An 18,266-nucleotide genomic window follows, 5' to 3' on the forward strand; every position below is an offset into this window, starting at 1 on the left:
TTGCGGGACGCTCAGGTCCGGGCCTGGATTACTGGCCGGCGGGCTTGGGTGCTTCCAGCAGGCTGGGAGGCGGGTTCTTCTTGATGGCCTCGGCCACCTGAAGCTGGTCAGGGCTCATGCATTCGTCGGCCAGGCGCTGGCCGACCTTCTGGTTCATGAGCATGGACTTGTTGGCGATCTGCAGCCAGACGGCGCCGGCATGCTTGTCTTCCAGGCGCACGGTGCCGGTCGAGGTCTTGACGGGCGCCATGTGGTACTTGAAGCCCTTGCCGTCGATGTTGAAGTAGCCGGGGTTGGACTGGTCGGCCGTCACATTGACGAAGGCGCCCAGCTCGCAGGGAATGCGGCCGGTGTGCACGCGCTCCGAGATGGCCAGGTCTTCGGCGGACAGCGGCTGCTGGGCAGCAGCTGCCACGGCCGCCGCACCGCCGACTGCGGCAGCGCCGGCAGCGGCCTTGGCCGCGGTGGACTTCTTGGCGGGAGCCTTCTTGACCGCAGGCTTGGCGGCGGCCTTGGCCGGAGCCTTCTTGGCAGGTTCGGCGGCGCTGGCGCCCAGGCCCATGGCCAGCAAGGGGGCTGCGATCAGGATGGAGGCGATAGCTGTCTTCATACGTTGGGCTCCTGCAAATTCCCGGTGTGGGCTAAGCAAGTGATTCTGATGCAAACCAGGGCTGCACCTGCGGGGGCAGCGCCTGGCCGGTCTGGTGGGCACGTGTGAGCAACTGCCAGAAATAGCGGTAGCTCGCCCGGTCATGTAATACACCATCCACGCTGACGGGCGCCCAGTCGGCGGCCTCGGCGGCGGTAAGTATTTGTGCGGCCTGCGCCACTTCGTCGGCCTGGGGCGCGAACGCGGCGAGGATGGGACGGATCTGGTCCGGGTGGATGCTCCACATGCGGGTATAGCCGAGCCGCCGTGACGCCTGTGTGGCAGCGGCCTGCAGCGCCTGTGGATTCCTGAACTCGGTGACCACGCAGTGCGAAGGCACCTTTCCGTGCGCGTGGCAGGCAGCTGCGATCTCCAGCTTGGCACGCACGACCAGCGGATGGTCGAACTGGCCGGCCGAGCCCATGGCCGAGGCAGGAATCGCGCCGCCATGGGCCGAGACGAAGTCCATCAGGCCGAAGGAAATGCTCTGCACGCGCGGGTGTGCCGCGATGTCGAAGGCGCGGTGCACGGCGGCGGGCGACTCGATGAGCACATGCAGCGGCAGTTCGCGGCAGCCCAGTCGGCCCAGATGCCGCTCGGCCAGCAGCACGTCGTCCACGCTTTCCACCTTGGGCAGCATGAGGTGGCACAGGCGGTCGCCGGCCTCGCCGACGATGATGTCCAGGTCCTGCGCGAAGCTGGCGTGGTCCACGGCATGCACGCGCGCAGCCACGCGGGCGCCGGGCGCGGCATCACGCGCCAGCGAGGCCACCAGGCGCGCATGGGCGGCCTCCTGGCCCACGGGGGCGCCGTCCTCGCAGTCCAGCGTGACGTCGAACACGCAGGTGCCGAACTCGGCCATCATCTCGGCCTGCAGCTGCAGGCTCTTGCGCATGCGCACTTCCACGCCGCTGTAGTGGTCGCAGACGGGCAGGTGCAGGGCACCGCCCTGCGCATCGAGCAGCACCTGGGCCGGGTGTGCGCGAGAGGGTGTGGACGTGGCGGCGGTCATGGCTTGCGCTGGGCGACGATGAACAGGCGGGGGAAGGCCAGCAGGCGCCGGCCGTCGGCGCGCACGCCGTAGGCGGCGTCCACGCGGTTTTCGTATTCGGTGAGGAAGTCGGCCTGCAGGGCTTCCGGCAGGCCTTCGACGAAGGGCTTGAGGCCGGTGCCGCGCAGCCACTGGACGATGGCGCCGGCCGAGTCCATGGGATGCTGGTAGACGGTGTGCCAGACATCGACGGCGCCGGCCTCGACGCCGGCCTGCTCCTGCGGTCCGGCCAGCAGGTCGTAGTAGCTGCGGATGGGCAGGATGTCGGCCCGCACCTTGGCGGCATCGCCGATGTAGGCGGCAAACTTGGGCAGGCTGGCGATCTCGCGCATCACGCGGTGCGTGGCTTCCTGCCGGTTGTCGGGCATCTGTATCGCCAGCACGCCCCCTGGCGCCAGTTGGGCGAACAGGCGGGGTATCAGCGTTTCATGCTCCCCCACCCACTGGAGGGAGGCATTGGCATAAATCAGGTCGGGAGCGCTCTCGCCGGGGGCGGGCGTCCAGGAAGCAATGTCGGCCAGCGCGAAGCGGGCCTCAGGCAGATGCTGGCGCGCGGTGGCCAGCATCGCCTGGGAGTTGTCTATACCGGTGATCGTGGCACCGGCATAGCGCTGTGCAAGCAGCTCGGTGGAATTGCCCGGCCCGCATCCCAGGTCCACCACATGGCGGGCCTGGGCCAAGGGCACACGCGCCAGCAGCTCGGCTGCGGGGCGCGTACGCTCATTGGCGAAACGCAGGTAAAGCGCGGGATTCCAGTCGAGCATGGCTTGCCGGCGGCTTACAGCAGGTGCTTGACGCCGTCCTGTTCGCCTTGCAGCTCGGCCAGGGTCTTGTCGATGCACTCTTGCGAGAAGGCGTCGATTTCCAGGCCTTCGACGATCTTGTACTCGCCGTTCTCGGTGGTGACCGGGAAGCCGAAGACGATGCCGGCGGGGATGCCGTATTCGCCGTTGGAGGGCACGCCCATGGTGACCCATTCGCCGCCCGAGCCCAGGGCCCAGTCGCGCATGTGGTCGATGGCGGCGTTGGCAGCCGAGGCAGCCGAGGACAGGCCGCGCGCTGCAATGATGGCGGCGCCACGCTTGCCGACGGTGGGCAGGAACACGTCCTTGTTCCAGGCCTGGTCGTTGATCTTGGCCTTGACGCTTTCACCGTTGACGGTGGCGAAGCGGTAGTCGGCGTACATCGTGGGCGAGTGGTTGCCCCAGACGGTCAGCTTGCGGATGTCGCCGACCTTGAAACCGGCCTTGGCAGCCAGCTGCGATGCAGCGCGGTTGTGGTCCAGGCGCAGCATGGCGGTGAAGTTCTTGGCCGGCAGGTCCGGAGCCGACTTCATGGCGATGTAGGCGTTGGTGTTGGCGGGGTTGCCGACGACCAGCACCTTCACGTTGCGCGAGGCCACGGCGTTCAGCGCCTTGCCCTGGGCCGTGAAAATCTGTGCGTTGGCAGCCAGCAGGTCGGCACGTTCCATGCCGGGGCCGCGGGGACGCGCGCCGACCAGCAGGGCGTAGTCGGTGTCCTTGAAGGCTTGCAGGGGGTCGGAGTGGGCTTCGATGCCGGCCAGCAGGGGGAAGGCGCAGTCTTCGAGTTCCATGATCACGCCCTTGAGCGCGTTCTGGGCCTTCTCGTCGGGAATCTCCAGCAGTTGCAGAATGACGGGCTGGTCCTTACCCAGCATTTCGCCGGAGGCGATGCGAAACAGCAGGGCGTAACCAATTTGACCGGCGGCACCGGTGACGGCGACACGAACGGGCTTCTTGCTCATGATGAAACTCCAGGGATGGGGAAAAAATCAGGTGTTATCGGCGCCAGGTCGCACCAGCGTCAGAAACCAGCAGCCCGTGCTCCGCAAACAACGCGAAAGTGTACTCCCGATTTCGGAGCCCGGTCAATTTGTCTTATGTCTTATATAAGATATGATCGACGTCTGTTTCCAAGTCTTTCATCTGCGTCGCCGGGAGCCTCCCCACCCCGAACTTTCCCATGCCAGCCCTGCCTCCCCTCGCCTCTGAAACCGCCGCTGCCACCATCGGCGCGGGCGCATCGACCCCGGCCTTCAGCCCGCTGTACCAGCAGATCAAGGGACTGATACTGCAAAGCCTTGAAGCAGGCGAATGGCGGCCCGGCGAGCTGATCCCCAGCGAGATGGAGCTGGCGGCGCGCTTTCGCGTGAGCCAGGGCACGGTGCGCAAGGCCATCGACGAGCTGGCCGCGGAAAACCTGGTGATGCGCCGTCAGGGCAAGGGCACCTTCGTGGCCACCCACGCGGCCCAGCATGTGCAGTACCGCTTTCTCAAGCTGCAGCCCGACGGCGGCGACCAGCAGGGCGAGGGCCGTGCCGAGCGCCGCATCATCGACTGCCGGCGCCTGCGCGCATCGGCGGACGTGGCGCGCGGCCTGGCGCTGCGCAGCGGCGATGCCGTGATGCATGTGCGCCGCGTGCTGTCGTTCTCCGCAATCCCGACCATTTTGGAAGACATCTGGCTGCCGGGCCACGCCTTCAAGGGCCTGACCGCCGAGCAGATGTCCGCCTACCAGGGCCCCACCTACGCCATGTTCGAGCTGGACTACGGCGTGCGCATGGTGCGCGCCGACGAAAAGATCCGCGCCGTCCTGCCCGAGGCCGAACAGGCCCTGCTGCTGGACGTGCCCAGCACCACGCCCCTGCTGAGCGTGGAGCGCACCGCTTACACATACAACGATGTTCCCATGGAGTTACGCCGTGGCCTGTACCGCACCGACACCCATCACTACCGCAACGCGTTGAGCTGAACGATCCGTTCCCCAGAGAAGCGGGCGAAAATACGCAATTCCCAGCAAAGCTGTTTTTATTGCATTGCAATAGAATTTTGCATCGCCGCCCCTGAGCGATTACGAAGCAGTTACATCCACGAAAGTACCCTGCCATGACTGAGCAAGCCAAAAAGCGGCCAGAGTTCCGCAACATCAACTTCTTCAAGGACCTCCCCACCTACCGGTTGCCGCCGGCCGGCATCGTGTCCATCCTGCACCGCATCAGCGGCCTGCTGATGTTCATCCTGCTGCCTTTCATCCTGTGGATGATGGACATGTCGCTGACCTCGGAGATCTCCTTCGACGGCTTCACCTCGGTTTTCGCGGGTCCCTTCGGATGGTTCCTCAAGCTCGTGTGCCTGGCATTGATCTGGGCCTACCTGCACCACTTCTGCGCCGGCCTGCGCCACCTGTTCATGGACGTGAACCACCATGCGGTTAACAAGCAGTTCGGCAAGACCTCCGCCCTGGTGGTGCTGGTGCTGAGCGTGGGCCTGACCCTGATCCTGGGCGCCAAGCTGTTCGGCCTGTACTGATAGACGATCTCCCCTCACGATAAGGAAAAAGAACCATGTCCGTGAATTACGGCTCCAAGCGCACCGTGGTCGGTGCGCACTACGGCATCCGCGACTGGATGGTGCAGCGCGTCACCGGCGTGCTGATGGCACTGTTCACCATCGTGCTGCTGGCCAAGCTGATCTTCAGCACCGGCTCCGTCGGCTATGACCTGTGGGCCGGCATCTTTGCCCCGCAGTGGATGAAGTTCCTGACCTTCGCCGTGATCGTCTCGCTGGCCTGGCACGTCTGGGTCGGCGTGCGCGACATCTGGATGGACTACGTCAAGCCCGTGGGCCTGCGCCTGGTGCTGAACGTTTTCACCCTGGTCTGGCTCGTCGGCTGCGCCGGCTGGGGCATCCAGATCCTGTGGCGTATCTGATAGAGACGCGGTCTCCACGATTGAAGGTTAAGAATGAGCTACTCCAAAGCAAACATCACCAAGCGCAAGTTTGACGTCGTCATCGTCGGCGCTGGCGGCTCCGGCCTGCGTGCCGCGCTGGAACTGTCGCGCGCCGGCCTGTCCGTGGCCTCGCTGTCCAAGGTCTTCCCCACGCGCTCGCACACCGTGGCCGCGCAAGGCGGCGTGTCCGCTTCGCTGGGCAACATGAGCGAGGACAACTGGCACTACCACTTCTACGACACCATCAAAGGCTCCGACTGGCTCGGCGACCAGGATGCGATCGAGTTCATGTGCCGCGAAGCGCCCAACGTCGTGATCGAGCTGGAACACTTCGGCATGCCGTTCGACCGCAACCCCGACGGCACCATCTACCAGCGCCCCTTCGGCGGCCACACGGCCAACTACGGTGAAAAGCCCGTGCAGCGCGCCTGCGCCGCGGCCGACCGTACCGGCCACGCCATGCTGCACACGCTGTACCAGCAGAACGTCAAGTCCAAGACCAACTTCTTCGTGGAGTGGATGGCGCTGGACCTGATCCGCAACACCCAGGGCGACGTGGTCGGCGTGACCGCCATCGAACTGGAAACCGGCGACCTGTACGAGCTGCACGCCAAGGCCGTGCTGCTGGCCACGGGTGGCGCTGGCCGCATCTTCCAGGCATCGACCAATGCCTTCATCAACACCGGCGACGGCCTGGGCATGGCTGCACGCGCAGGCATCCCGCTGCAGGACATGGAGTTCTGGCAGTTCCACCCCACCGGCGTGGCCGGCGCGGGCGTGCTGCTGACCGAAGGCTGCCGTGGCGAAGGCGCCATCCTGCTCAACAGCGAAGGCGAACGCTTCATGGAGCGCTACGCTCCCACGCTGAAGGATCTGGCTCCGCGTGACTTCGTGTCCCGCTCCATGGACCAGGAAATCAAGGAAGGCCGTGGCTGTGGTCCCAACAAGGACTACATCCTGATGAAGCTGGACCACCTGGGCGCCGACACCATCCGCAAGCGCCTGCCTTCGGTGGAAGAGATCGGCCACAACTTCGCCAACGTGGACATCACCAAGGAACCGATTCCCGTGGTGCCCACCATCCACTACCAGATGGGCGGCATTCCCACCAACATCAACGGCCAGGTCGTGGTGTGGGACGGCCAGCAGAACAACGTGGTCAATGGCCTGTATGCCGTGGGCGAATGCTCGTGCGTGTCGGTGCACGGCGCCAACCGCCTGGGCACGAACTCGCTGCTGGACCTGCTGGTCTTCGGCAAGTCGGCCGGCAAGCACATCGTGCAGTTCGTCAACGGCTTCGGCGACCACAAGCCCGTGCCGGCCGATGGCTCGGAGCGCACGCTCACGCGCCTGAACCAGCTCGACGACTCCAAGGAAGGCACCTACGCCCAGGACCTGGCTGGCGACATCCGCGCCACCATGCAGCAGCATGCCGGCGTGTTCCGCACGCAAAAGAGCATGGACGAAGGCGAAGTCAAGATCAACGCCATCCGCGAACGCGTGGGCTCCGTGACCCTCAAGGACAAGTCCAAGGTCTGGAACACCGCCCGCATGGAAGCGCTGGAAGTGGACAACCTGATCGAAGTGGCCCAGGCCACCATGATCTCGGCCGCTGCCCGCCACGAATGCCGCGGCGCCCACACCGTGTACGACTACGAGCATCCTGCCGACCACGCCGAGTTCCCGCTGGGCCGCAATGACAAGGAATGGCTCAAGCACACCCTGTGGTACAGCGCTACCAACAGCCTGGACTACAAGCCCGTGAACCTGAAGCCCCTCACGGTGGACAGCGTGCCGCCCAAGGTCCGCACGTTCTAATCCAGCAGCCCACGAGAGAACAGACAAATGAAGCGCACTTTCAAGATCTACCGCTACGACCCGGACAAGGATGCCAAGCCCTACATGCAGACCGTCGAGGTCGAGCTGGACGGCCACGAGCGCATGCTGCTGGACGCCCTGGTCAAGCTCAAGGAGATGGACCCCTCCATCTCGTTCCGCCGCTCCTGCCGCGAAGGCGTGTGCGGCTCGGACGCGATGAACATCAATGGCAAGAACGGCCTGGCCTGCCTGACGAACATGAAGACCCTGCAGGGCGACATCGTTCTCAAGCCCCTGCCCGGCCTGCCCGTGATCCGCGACCTGATCGTGGACATGACGCAGTTCTTCAAGCAGTACCACTCGATCAAGCCGTACCTGCAGAACGACAGCTTCGCGTCTCCCACCAAGGAACGCCTGCAGTCGCCTGAAGAGCGCGAAGAGCTCAACGGCCTGTACGAGTGCATTCTGTGCGCCAGCTGCTCCACCAGCTGCCCCAGCTTCTGGTGGAACCCCGACAAGTTCGTGGGCCCGGCCGGCCTGCTGCAGGCCTACCGCTTCATCGCGGACAGCCGCGACGAGGCCACGGGTGACCGCCTTGACAACCTGGAAGATCCGTACCGCCTCTTCCGTTGCCACACCATCATGAACTGCGTGGACGTGTGCCCCAAGCACCTGAACCCCACGCAGGCCATTGGCAAGATCAAGGAACTGATGGTCCGCCGGGCCATCTGATGACCATGACGAATACTCTGCTCGACGAACGCGAGCGAGACCTGCTGCGCTGGCGCTGCCGGCGCGGCCTGGTCGAGAACGACCTGTTCATCGCGCAGTTCTTCGCCACCTACGGAGACCAGCTCACGCGGAGACACGCGAGCGGTCTGTCTGCCTTGATGGACCTGGCAGACAACGACCTGATGGACCTCTTCTTGCGCCGCAAGGAGCCTGAAGGTGAACTCGATACCCAAGAAATCAGGGAAGTTCTGGAACTGGTGCGCAAGCGCAAGCCCGGTTCTCTCCCGCTAGTAGGCTAGGCAATCTAGAGAAGGAAGTTTGGAAATGAAACTCGCAGACAACAAAGCAACGCTGTCTTTCAGCAACGGCGCCCCCAGCGTCGAGCTGCCCGTCTACCAGGGCAACGTCGGTCCCGACGTGGTGGACATCCGCAAGCTGTACGCGCAGACCGGCATGTTCACCTATGACCCGGGCTTCCTCTCTACCGCCTCGTGCCAGTCCGCCATCACCTACATCGATGGCGACAAGGGCGAGCTGCTGTACCGCGGCTACCCCATCGAGCAGCTGGCCAAGAACTGCGACTACCTCGAGACCTGCTACCTGCTGCTGTACGGCGAGCTGCCCAACGAGTCGCAGAAGGCCGACTTCGTCGAGCGCGTGACCAAGCACACCATGGTCAACGAGCAGATGCAGTTCTTCCTGCGTGGTTTCCGCCGTGACGCCCACCCCATGGCCGTCCTGACGGGTCTGGTCGGCGGCATGTCGGCCTTCTACCACGACAACATGGACATCAACAACGCCGAGCACCGCGACATCGCCGCGATCCGCCTGATCGCCAAGATGCCCACGCTGGTCTCCATGGCCTACAAGTACGGCATCGGTGCGCCGTACATGTACCCCAAGAACGACCTGAGCTACGCCGGCAACTTCATGCGCATGATGTTCGGCAACCCCTGCGAGGAGTTCAAGGTGAACCCCGTGGTCGAGCGCGCGCTGGACCGCATCTTCATCCTGCACGCAGACCACGAGCAAAACGCCTCCACCTCCACCGTGCGCCTGTGCGGCTCGTCGGGCACCAACCCCTTCGCCGCCATCTCGGCCGGCGTTGCCTGCCTGTGGGGCCCTGCCCACGGCGGCGCCAACGAAGCCTGCCTGAACATGCTGGAATACCTGCAGGCCAACGGCGGCGTTGCCAAGGTCGGCGAGTTCATGGAACAGGTCAAGGACAAGAACAGCGGCGTCAAGCTGATGGGCTTCGGCCACCGCGTCTACAAGAACTACGACCCCCGCGCCAAGCTCATGCAGGAAACCTGCAATGAAGTGCTGGCCGAACTGGGCCTGGAAAAGGACCCCCTGTTCGCCCTGGCCAAGGAAGTCGAGAAGATCGCCCTGGAAGACGACTACTTCGTGCAGCGCAAGCTCTACCCGAACGTGGACTTCTACTCCGGCATCGTGCAGCGCGCCATCGGCGTGCCCGTGAACCTGTTCACCGGCATCTTCGCCCTGGCCCGCACCGTGGGCTGGATCGCCCAGCTCAACGAGCAGATGGCCGACCCCGAGTACAAGATCGGCCGTCCCCGCCAGCTGTTCACGGGCTCCGTGTCCCGCGACGTCAAGCCGATCGGCCAGCGCTGATCGCAGGTCCGGGCATCAGCGGCCCGGCACCCAAAAGCCCCATGCCTTTGCATGGGGCTTTTTTCATGGGCGAGTCCACCGTTCCAGAAGGCCACGCCACTCCTAGGAACACCATTCTGGCTATCGTGACATGGACCTCGATTGATCACATCTACCCTAAGGTGACCGTTGACCCTCCCTGAAACGGGATGGAGGCGCAGCGCAATGCCCGCTGCCGTTCAACGCAACCCCGGGACTCACATGCTTGTCGAAATCACCAAGGACGGAATGCTCATCCATGCGCGCGTCAAGAATGCGCGCAGCCCCGCCATCGAGAGAGGAAAGCGGACCGCCGCCATCACCGGCATCGTCGTGCACCAGACCGATGCCAACACGGCCCAGTCTTCGCTCAACAGCTACAAAAACCCGAAGGCCAATGCGGCACACTTTCTCATCGACAAGGACGGCACCATCTACCAGACGGCGGCCATCTACCAGCGCACCAACCATGTGGGGCCGCTGAAGGCAAGATGCCTGCTTGTGGGGAAATGCAGGGCCAAGGACTATGAAGGAGCAGGCGTAAAGGGAATGCACCGCATCGAGATGATGAAAGCCCCTGGCGATCGCTATCCGAGCAACATGGAAGCCATAGGCATCGAGATGGTTGGCAGGGCTGTGCTGCCGAAAGGGTTCAAGCCCCCTCAGCGACGAAAGGAACTGAGTCCGGAAGGGATTCGGGGAGAATTTGGCGTCTACCCCACACCGACTGAGGCACAAAACCGTGCTCTGACATGGCTGGTTGAAGCACTGCAAGATTCCATGCAACTATCGCCCAGTGAAGTCTTCAAGCACCCTGAAGTAAGCCGGAAGAACCTGTCCGAGGCAGAAGGCGCAAACTGGGAAATGGCACCATGAGCTTCATTTTCTTTCGCACTGTGACTGTGATTTCGGCAATGGCCATAGCATCGATGCTCCATGCGGCCGATGCCAGATACCCAGTCAGGCAAGTACAGAAAATCGACATCATCGAGCCCTCAGGCGGCTCTTCTTGGGAAGACAAGAACTGGCTTGATTGCAACGATGTGATATTGACCGAAGAGGATGTGCGATATGCGCTGCAGCACATGCGCAAAATTTCAGAGAAGCACTACTTCGGTGAATATATGGAAAGAACAGGGTGTTCAGGAGGAGCGTCCGTCAAGTTCAAGAGCGGAAAAATCATCGTCATGGGAATCGAACCCACAGGACGTATTAATCTTTTCGAGGCCAACAAAAAGCTGGACCCTATTGGAGTACCTGGAAGCTTCTACGACTGCCAACCCTGCAACAAACGCAAGATGGACCTGCTGCAGGACGCCCTGGACCGCGCAACCGAACGACGGCTCAAGGAGCTGAAGAGGCAGGGACGACGTCCTCCATGAGCCGCCTCCATTCGATCTTCTGGGCACTCATTTCGGCGATGCCCGATCCCTGGACAGGCATGCGCCACCGGCCCGGCTGCAACGGCTGGCGGCCTGGTGAACAGCCTGCTGGTCGGCAGCGCCGCCTGGCCTGAGCGCCCGGGCCAAGCCCCCTGCTTCACGCAGCGGCGCGGTTTCGCCGACAATGCCCCCCCGGCCCTCGTGGCCGGGCCTTTCTTGCGCCGGGGTTCCGGCCCCAGCCACTCCCTGCACACCATGAACTTTGCCTCCCTCGGCCTGAGCCCGGCGCTGGTCTCCAGCCTCCAAGACCTGGGCCTGGTCGATCCCACGCCCATACAGACCCAGTCCATCGCCCCCGTGCTTGCGGGCCGCGACCTCTGGGCCTGTGCTCCCACGGGCTCGGGCAAGACGGCCGCCTACCTGCTGCCGCTGCTGCAGCGCTGGATGGATGGCGGCAAGGCCCAAGGTGCCCAGGGCGGCTTTGTGCGAACGCTGACCACGCTGATCGTGGTACCCACGCGCGAGCTGGCCCAGCAGGTGGGCGAGACGCTGTCCGACCTGGGCCGCACGCTCAGGCAGCCGCCGCGCATCGGCGTGGTCTATGGCGGCGTGTCCATCAACCCGCAGATGATGATGCTGCGCGGCAGTGCCGACTTCCTGGTGGCCACGCCGGGCCGCCTGCTGGACCTGGTGGAGCACAACGCCGTGCGCCTGTCCGCCGTGCGCCATCTGGTGCTGGACGAGGCCGACCGCCTGCTGGACCTGGGCTTCCAGGAAGAGCTGCAGCGCGTGCTGGCCCTGCTGCCGAAGCAGCGCCAGACCCTGCTGTTCTCGGCCACCTATCCCGATGCCGTGCAATCGCTGGCCACAGGCCTGCTGCACGATCCCGTTCAGGCCCGCGTCGATGCCGCCGAAGGCCAGGATGCCGCCAGCCCCCAGAGCATTGCCCAGCGCGCAATTGCCGTGGACCGTGCGCGCCGCACCCAGCTGCTGCGCACACTGGTACAGGGGGAGACGGCGCCCGGCACCGACCCCGCCACGCTGGAGCGCGCCCTGGTCTTCGTGGCCACGCGGCACACGGCCGAACTGGTGGCGGAAAAGCTCTACAAGGCCGGCATCTTCGCCACGGCCTTCCATGGCGACCTGAGCCAGGGCGCACGCAAGGAAGCGCTGGCCGACTTCAAGGCCAGGCGCTGGCAGGTGATGATCACCACCGACCTGGCGGCGCGCGGCATCGATATCACCCAGTTGCCCCTGGTCGTCAACTACGACCTGCCGCGCTCGGCCACCGACTATGTGCACCGCATCGGCCGCACGGGCCGCGCGGGCGAGGACGGCACGGCCATCAGCTTTGTCACGCCGGCCGACCAGGCGCACTGGGCGCTGATCTGCAAGCGCAACCAGCTGGACCTTGAACTGGAGCAACTGCCAGGCTTCGAGCCCACCGAGCCCGTGCCGCCGCCCCCGGTGGCCCAGGACGGCAACGGCGGCATCAAGGGCCGCCGCCCAAGCAAAAAAGACAAGCTGCGTGCCGCGGCCGCCGAAGCAGCCAAGACCGCAAAAAAGAACTGAGCGTTTCCGGTTCAGCCCGCGCCGCCGCGCCCGCCAAAGCGATCCCGGTACGCCACCGGGGTAATGCCCAGGTGGCGCACGAACAGGTGGCGCAGCGCCTGCTCCGAGCCCAGGCCCACGCGCGCGGCCACGGTCTTGAGCGGCAGATGGGCCTGGCTTTCCAGCAGTTGCTTGGCCGCCTCCAGCCGCGCGCTCTCCACAAAGGCCGTGGGGCTTTGCCCGGTTTCCTGCTGGAACACGCGGCGCAGGTGCCGCTCGCTCATGTGCGCCTGCTCGGCCATCTGCGCAAGGGTCAGAGGCTCGGCCAGATGGGTCATCACCCACTGCTGCACGGCCTGCACGCCGCCGTGCTGCGCGGCCTGGGCCGCCAGCGGCACGCTGAACTGCGACTGGCCACCGGGACGCTTGAGGTACATGACCAGGTCACGCGCCACCTCCAGCGCCAGCGCGTGGCCGAAATCCTCTTCGACCACGGCCAGGGCCAGGTCGATGCCGGCCGTCACGCCGGCCGAGGTCCACAGCTGGCGGCTGCCTTCGCCATCGCGGATCTCCTCGCGCAGGTAGATGGCATCGGCATCGACCTGCACGCGCGGATGGCGCTGGGCCAGTTGCGCCGTCACGCTCCAGTGCGTGGCCGCGCGCCGGCCGTCCAGCAAGCCCGCCTCGGCCAGGAAGAAGCTGCCCGAGCACAGCGCAATCAGCCGCTGCACGCGTGGCGCCACGCGGCCCAGCCAGGCGACCAGCTCGCCCGAGCCACCCAGCACCTGCTCGATATGGCGCGAGCCCACGACGACCACGGTGCAGCCCATGCCTGCAGCCTCCAGCCCGGCCAGCGTATGCGTGGCCTCCAGCGACATCAGCGTGTCCGAGCGCACGGGCCCTTGCCGCTGCGAGACCACGCGCACCTCGTAGCCGTCGCTCTGGCCGCGCGCGCGCAGGTGCACGTTGGCATAGTCGAACACCGACATGGGTCCTATGGCCTCCAGCGCCTTGAAGCCGGGGTAGACGACAAGATCGATGCGGTGGGCGCTGGCGTGGCGGTGGTCCATGGGAAACGGCGGGCTCGGAGGCGGTCAGGGTGGAAAGAATGGGGCGGACTATACGAAAAGACGCAAGCACCCACGGCCTGCAGGCCCGGCCGAAGCCGGCCACACCCCTCAGATTCGGACATATCACCTGAGGCTGCGGCCATGATGCGGCCGGCCCCCGCGGCCATGGCCTACATTCAAGGCTTCGCGGAGCGCGCGCACTGCCGCTCCTGAGCCACCCCGACAGAAAGACACGCCCATGAAATCCAAAGCCGCCGTCGCCTTCAAGGCTGGAGAACCCCTGCAGATCGTCGAGATCGACGTGGCCCCCCCGAAGAAGGGCGAGGTCCTGATCAAGATCACCCACACCGGCGTCTGCCACACCGACGCGTTCACGCTGTCGGGCGACGACCCGGAAGGCATCTTCCCCGCCGTGCTCGGCCATGAAGGCGCGGGCATCGTCGTCGAGGTCGGCGAAGGCGTGACCAGCGTCAAGCCCGGCGACCACGTCATCCCGCTGTACACCGCCGAATGCGGCGAATGCCTGTTCTGCAAGAGCGGCAAGACCAACCTGTGCGTTTCCGTGCGCGCCACCCAGGGCAAGGGCGTGATGCCCGACGGCACCACGCGCTTTTCGTACAACGGCGAGCCCATCTACCACTACATGGGCTGCTCCACCTTCAGCGAATACACCGTGGTCGCCGAAGTCTCGCTGGCCAAGATCCACCCCGATGCCAACCCCGAGCAGGTCTGCCTGCTGGGCTGCGGCGTGACCACGGGCCTGGGTGCCGTCAAGAACACCGCCAAGGTCCAGGAAGGCGACACCGTGGCCGTGTTCGGCCTGGGCGGCATCGGCCTGGCCGTGATCCAGGGCGCCAAGCTGGCCAAGGCCGGCCGCATCATCGCCGTGGACACCAACCCCTCCAAGTTCGACCTGGCCCGCACCTTCGGCGCCACCGACTGCGTGAATCCCAAGGATTTCGACAAGCCCATCCAGCAGGTCATCGTCGAGATGACGGGCTGGGGCGTGGACCACAGCTTCGAATGCATCGGCAACGTCAACGTGATGCGTGCCGCCCTGGAATGCGCGCACCGCGGCTGGGGCCAGTCGGTCATCATCGGCGTGGCCGGCGCGGGCCAGGAAATCTCCACACGACCCTTCCAGCTGGTGACGGGCCGCAAGTGGCTGGGCACGGCCTTCGGCGGCGTCAAGGGCCGCAGCGAGCTGCCCGGCATGGTCGAGCAGGCCATGAGCGGCGAGATCCAGCTGGCCCCCTTCGTCACGCACACCATGGGCCTGCCGGAGATCAACGAGGCTTTTGACCTGATGCACGAAGGCAAGTCCATCCGCTCCGTCGTCGTGTACTGAAGCTCCCCCTGAGGCGCTGCGCGCCCTCCCCCGTTGCACGGCGCCTCTCTACTCGCTACGCGAGGGAGGGGGACGACGCCCTCGGCTGGGCGCCCCCGCCGCGAGGCGGCTCTTGCTCGGCGCCTCTCGCCTGGGCAGCGCCAGTTTCATGGGCCGTTGACCGTGTATAGCGTATCAACTCCCATCTTTGAATGCTGCACGCACCGCTTGCCAAGGTGCCCGTAGCATTTTTCTTTTTGAGGAACACCATGTCCGCACTGCCGCCCCTGGAACTCAAGAACGCCCATGCCTGCTTCGGCGGCGCACAGCGTTTCTACGAGCATTTCTCCGCCGAGATCGGCCTGAACATGAAGTTCTCGGTCTTCCTGCCGCCCAAGGCCGTGGCCGGCGAGAAGGTGCCCGCCGTGCTCTACCTGGCCGGGCTGACCTGCACCGAAGAGACCTTCATGACCAAGGCCGGCGCCCAGCGCCTGGCCGCCGAGCTGGGCATTGCGCTGATCGCGCCCGACACCAGCCCGCGCGGCGCAGGCCTGCCCGGCGAGGCCGATGCCTGGGACTTCGGCGTGGGCGCGGGCTTCTACCTGGACGCCACCACCAGGCCCTGGGCACTGCACTGGCGCATGGAAAGCTATCTGCTGGGCGAGCTGCTGCCGCTGATCGCCGCGCGCCTGCCCATCGACGCGCAGCGGCTGGGCATCTTCGGCCACTCCATGGGCGGCCACGGCGCGCTCACGCTGGCGCTGCGCCATCCGGGCCGCTTCAAGAGCCTGTCGGCCTTCGCGCCCATCGCCAACCCCGTCAACTGCCCCTGGGGCCAGAAAGCCTTCTCAGGCTATCTGGGCGATGACCGCAAGGCTTGGGAAGCGCATGACGCCAGTTGCCTGATGGCCGCCCAGACCCAGGCGCCCTACCCGGCCGGCATCCTCGTGGACCAGGGCCTGGCCGACAAGTTCCTGATCGAAAAGCAGCTGCTGCCCGAAGCCTTCGAGGCCGCCTGCGCCCAGGCCGGCCAGCCGCTGACGCTGCGCCGCCACGGGGGCTACGACCACGGGTACTACTTCATCCAGAGCTTCATTGATGACCATCTGCGCCATCATGCAAAGCAGTTGAGTACCCCCTGAGGCGCTTCGCGCCTTCCCCCTCTCTCGCTTCGCGGGAGGGGGACGACGCCATCGCCGCGAGGCGGCTCTTGCTCGGCGTCCCTGTTTTTTTGGCCGCGCCAGTTTCAAAGGGTGATGCGCCCAACAGGTGCAGGGCAGCTTGCCTCAACCTGGCCTATGGCCAGCGCGCATGTCCTGCGCAATACGCTCCAGTACCTGCGGCAGGTCCTTCACGCTGGCGATCACGTGGTGGGCGCCGGCTGCGCGCAGCTTGGCCTCGGCGCGGGCCACGCGCTCGCGCACTTCTTCGGCGGGGGCGGCGGCCAGTTCGGCGGGGGAGTAGCCGACTTCGTTGCCGGACAGGGTCAGGCCCACGGTCCACATGCCGGCGTTGCGGCCTTCCTCGATGCCGGGCACGGTGTCGTCCACCTTCACGCAGGCACGCACGTCGCCGATGCCCAGCGCCAGCACATTGGCCAGCGCCATGAAGGGGCCGGGGCGGCCGCCTGCGGCCATTTCATCGCCGGCCACCACATGGTCGGGAGCCAGGCCGTTGGCCGCTGCCTGGGGCAGCAGCTGGTTCAGGACTTCACGCGGATAGCCCGAGCACGAGCCCACCTTCAGGCCCCGCGCGCGCAGCCAGCCCAGCAATTCAGGCGCGCCTTCGATGGGTGCCGAGAACTCGCCGACCTTGGCGATCTGCATGGGCATGAAGCGGGCGTAGATGGCATCCACGTCGGCGTCGCCAGGCGGCTGGCCGAAGGCCTTGTGCCATTGCGCGCGGATGCCCTCGTCCTGCAGCAGCTCGTGGATGTGCTGCCACTTGGACAGGCCCATGGGGCCGCGCGCCTGGGCCAGGGTGATGGTGATGCCGAAGCTGGCAAAGGCCTCGACAAAGATCTGCGTGGGTGCCAGCGAGCCGAAATCGACCAGGGTGCCGGCCCAGTCGAAGATGACGGCCTGCAGCGGCGACAGATCGGCGGCGGCGGCGGTGGAGACGGTGGTGTGGTTCATGGTGCTTTTTGACAAGGAAAGAGGTTCAAACAAAAGAGGGCCGCACGCGCCTGTTCATTCCAGCGTGCGGATGAAATTGCGCCCGCGCGGGCCGGATGCGGCCGACTGCAGCAGCTGCTGCCACTCATCCCCAGGCACGCCGTAGTGGGCGGGATCGGTGGCCACGCCCAGGCCTTCGAGGAAGTTGCGCAGGCGCTGCACGGCCAGCTCGCCCGTGGCGGCATCGAAGATGGACAGCAGGGCCGCATCGGCCTGGTCGTCGGCGCCCAGGGCCATCTCCAGCACCAGCGGCAGGCTGAACGAGCAGGCAATGCCGTGGGCCACGCCATGGCGCAGCGTGATGTCGTAGGACAGCGAATGCGCCAGCGCCGTGCGGGTGTTGGAGAAGGCCAGGCCGGCCATCAGGGCGGCCTCGGCCATGCGGCTTCGCAGCGGCAGGCTGCCCAGGTCCTGCATCAGCGCGGGCAGCGTGGCCAGGGTGCGGCGCGCGGCGCCCACGGCCAAGGTGGTGGAGACGGGATTGCGGTGCCGGTTCCAGATGGACTCCAGCGCATGCGACAGCGCATCCAGCCCCGAGGCCAGCGTGGCGCTGGCCGGCAGGCTTTGCATGAGCTGCGCGTCGATGATGGCGGCCTCGGGCCAGGTCCAGTGCTGGTGCAGCGAGTGCTTGCGGCCAGCGGCCTGGTCCCAGATCGTGGCCCAGGGCGTGACCTCGCTGCCCGTGCCGGCCGTGGTGGGAATGGCGATCAGCGCCTTGTGGCCTGCGGCCGGCAGGGCCAGCCCCTGCTCCAGGGCCTGCAGCAGTGCGCCGAAACGCCGCGTGGGCGTGGCGCACATCAGCGCCTTGGCCGAGTCGATGGCGCTGCCGCCGCCCAGGGCCACGATGCACGGGACCTCGGCGTATTCGCGGTGCACGCGGTCATACAGCGGGGCCAGCCACTGCACATCGGGATTGGGCGCAATGCCGTCCACCACGCCGCGCAGCTGGCTGCCCAGCCGTTGGCGCAGCTGCTGCACCAGGCCCAGGGATTCGGCCTCGGGAAACGTCACCAGCAGGCAGTCGCGCCCGGCCAGCAGCTCGGGCAGGCGGTCCAGGCGGCCGGGGCCGGCATGGATGGCAACGGGGTTGTGATAGGTCCACACAAAT

Annotated in this window: 19 protein-coding genes; 12 read left to right on the forward strand and 7 right to left on the reverse strand. The window is 65.8% G+C overall.

Annotated features, from left to right (window positions below):
* Positions 1–28 precede the first annotated feature (28 nt).
* From G4D77_RS06775 to G4D77_RS06790, 4 genes are read right to left on the reverse strand one after another with little or no spacing between them, the layout of a single operon-like run.
* Positions 29–610 carry a hypothetical protein gene (locus tag G4D77_RS06775; RefSeq protein WP_154834878.1) on the reverse strand — a complete coding sequence of 194 codons (582 nt, stop codon included), beginning with the start codon at positions 608–610 and terminating at the stop codon, positions 29–31.
* Between the two features lie 31 nt (positions 611–641).
* Positions 642–1,661 carry an HpcH/HpaI aldolase/citrate lyase family protein gene (locus tag G4D77_RS06780; protein WP_012204351.1) on the reverse strand — a complete coding sequence of 340 codons (1,020 nt, stop codon included), beginning with the start codon at positions 1,659–1,661 and terminating at the stop codon, positions 642–644.
* Positions 1,658–2,464: a trans-aconitate 2-methyltransferase gene (tam, locus tag G4D77_RS06785; protein ID WP_013803434.1), complete on the reverse strand. Its 807-nt coding sequence runs from the start codon at positions 2,462–2,464 to the stop codon at positions 1,658–1,660. The genes G4D77_RS06780 and tam overlap by 4 nt, the downstream gene beginning before the upstream one ends.
* Before the next feature lie 14 nt (positions 2,465–2,478).
* On the reverse strand, positions 2,479–3,465 hold the full coding sequence (locus G4D77_RS06790) for a malate dehydrogenase (protein WP_012204349.1): 987 nt from the start codon (positions 3,463–3,465) through the stop codon (positions 2,479–2,481).
* 218 nt (positions 3,466–3,683) lie between these two features.
* On the opposite strand from G4D77_RS06790, the gene G4D77_RS06795 reads away from it, so the two are divergent.
* The 10 genes from G4D77_RS06795 to G4D77_RS06840 all read left to right on the forward strand — a co-directional run bounded on the left by G4D77_RS06795 (position 3,684) and on the right by G4D77_RS06840 (position 12,608).
* Positions 3,684–4,472: a GntR family transcriptional regulator gene (locus G4D77_RS06795; protein ID WP_154834880.1), complete on the forward strand. Its 789-nt coding sequence runs from the start codon at positions 3,684–3,686 to the stop codon at positions 4,470–4,472.
* Positions 4,473–4,606: 134 nt separating this feature from the next.
* Positions 4,607–5,029 (forward strand): succinate dehydrogenase, cytochrome b556 subunit, encoded by a 423-nt coding sequence (sdhC, locus tag G4D77_RS06800; protein ID WP_016450200.1) that lies wholly within the window; start codon positions 4,607–4,609, stop codon positions 5,027–5,029.
* Between the two features lie 35 nt (positions 5,030–5,064).
* The gene (gene sdhD, locus G4D77_RS06805; RefSeq protein WP_012204346.1) at positions 5,065–5,430 is read left to right on the forward strand and encodes a succinate dehydrogenase, hydrophobic membrane anchor protein; all 366 of its coding nucleotides are present in this window, start codon (positions 5,065–5,067) and stop codon (positions 5,428–5,430) included.
* A 33-nt stretch (positions 5,431–5,463) separates the two neighbouring features.
* Positions 5,464–7,269 carry a succinate dehydrogenase flavoprotein subunit gene (gene sdhA, locus G4D77_RS06810; RefSeq protein WP_016450199.1) on the forward strand — a complete coding sequence of 602 codons (1,806 nt, stop codon included), beginning with the start codon at positions 5,464–5,466 and terminating at the stop codon, positions 7,267–7,269.
* Between the two features lie 27 nt (positions 7,270–7,296).
* Entirely contained in the window at positions 7,297–8,001 is a 705-nt protein-coding gene (locus G4D77_RS06815) for a succinate dehydrogenase iron-sulfur subunit (protein ID WP_012204344.1), read from the forward strand.
* Positions 8,001–8,300, forward strand: coding sequence for an FAD assembly factor SdhE (locus G4D77_RS06820; RefSeq protein WP_012204343.1), 300 nt, complete (start codon positions 8,001–8,003; stop codon positions 8,298–8,300). Before G4D77_RS06815 ends, G4D77_RS06820 begins: the two co-directional genes overlap by 1 nt.
* Before the next feature lie 25 nt (positions 8,301–8,325).
* Complete coding sequence (locus G4D77_RS06825) at positions 8,326–9,636, forward strand: citrate synthase (RefSeq protein ID WP_016450198.1); 1,311 nt, start codon at positions 8,326–8,328, stop codon at positions 9,634–9,636.
* 240 nt (positions 9,637–9,876) lie between these two features.
* Positions 9,877–10,530: a peptidoglycan recognition protein family protein gene (locus tag G4D77_RS06830; protein WP_227469545.1), complete on the forward strand. Its 654-nt coding sequence runs from the start codon at positions 9,877–9,879 to the stop codon at positions 10,528–10,530.
* Positions 10,527–11,036 (forward strand): hypothetical protein, encoded by a 510-nt coding sequence (locus G4D77_RS06835; RefSeq protein ID WP_154834921.1) that lies wholly within the window; start codon positions 10,527–10,529, stop codon positions 11,034–11,036. Before G4D77_RS06830 ends, G4D77_RS06835 begins: the two co-directional genes overlap by 4 nt.
* A 255-nt stretch (positions 11,037–11,291) precedes the next feature.
* Positions 11,292–12,608, forward strand: a complete 1,317-nt coding sequence (locus G4D77_RS06840) for a DEAD/DEAH box helicase (RefSeq protein WP_193726157.1) — start codon at positions 11,292–11,294, stop codon at positions 12,606–12,608.
* A gap of 11 nt (positions 12,609–12,619) precedes the next feature.
* Here the strand turns inward: G4D77_RS06840 and G4D77_RS06845 are convergent, their stop codons facing one another.
* Positions 12,620–13,657 carry a GlxA family transcriptional regulator gene (locus G4D77_RS06845; RefSeq protein ID WP_154834923.1) on the reverse strand — a complete coding sequence of 346 codons (1,038 nt, stop codon included), beginning with the start codon at positions 13,655–13,657 and terminating at the stop codon, positions 12,620–12,622.
* 238 nt (positions 13,658–13,895) lie between these two features.
* On the opposite strand from G4D77_RS06845, the gene G4D77_RS06850 reads away from it, so the two are divergent.
* Both G4D77_RS06850 and fghA read left to right on the forward strand, forming a co-directional pair.
* Complete coding sequence (locus G4D77_RS06850; RefSeq protein WP_012204334.1) at positions 13,896–15,005, forward strand: S-(hydroxymethyl)glutathione dehydrogenase/class III alcohol dehydrogenase; 1,110 nt, start codon at positions 13,896–13,898, stop codon at positions 15,003–15,005.
* Between the two features lie 248 nt (positions 15,006–15,253).
* Positions 15,254–16,126, forward strand: coding sequence for an S-formylglutathione hydrolase (gene fghA, locus G4D77_RS06855; protein ID WP_154834924.1), 873 nt, complete (start codon positions 15,254–15,256; stop codon positions 16,124–16,126).
* Positions 16,127–16,270: 144 nt separating this feature from the next.
* On the opposite strand, the gene phnX is transcribed toward fghA, so the two are convergent.
* Together phnX and psrA are read right to left on the reverse strand one after the other, a co-directional pair.
* Positions 16,271–17,119 (reverse strand): phosphonoacetaldehyde hydrolase, encoded by an 849-nt coding sequence (phnX, locus tag G4D77_RS06860; RefSeq protein ID WP_154834925.1) that lies wholly within the window; start codon positions 17,117–17,119, stop codon positions 16,271–16,273.
* A gap of 54 nt (positions 17,120–17,173) precedes the next feature.
* Complete coding sequence (gene psrA, locus G4D77_RS06865; protein ID WP_213757934.1) at positions 17,174–18,262, reverse strand: iron-containing alcohol dehydrogenase PsrA; 1,089 nt, start codon at positions 18,260–18,262, stop codon at positions 17,174–17,176.
* Positions 18,263–18,266 lie beyond the last annotated feature (4 nt).

It is taken from the genome of Delftia sp. WY8, from assembly GCF_018437695.1.
GTDB lineage: Bacteria > Pseudomonadota > Gammaproteobacteria > Burkholderiales > Burkholderiaceae_C > Comamonas > Comamonas tsuruhatensis.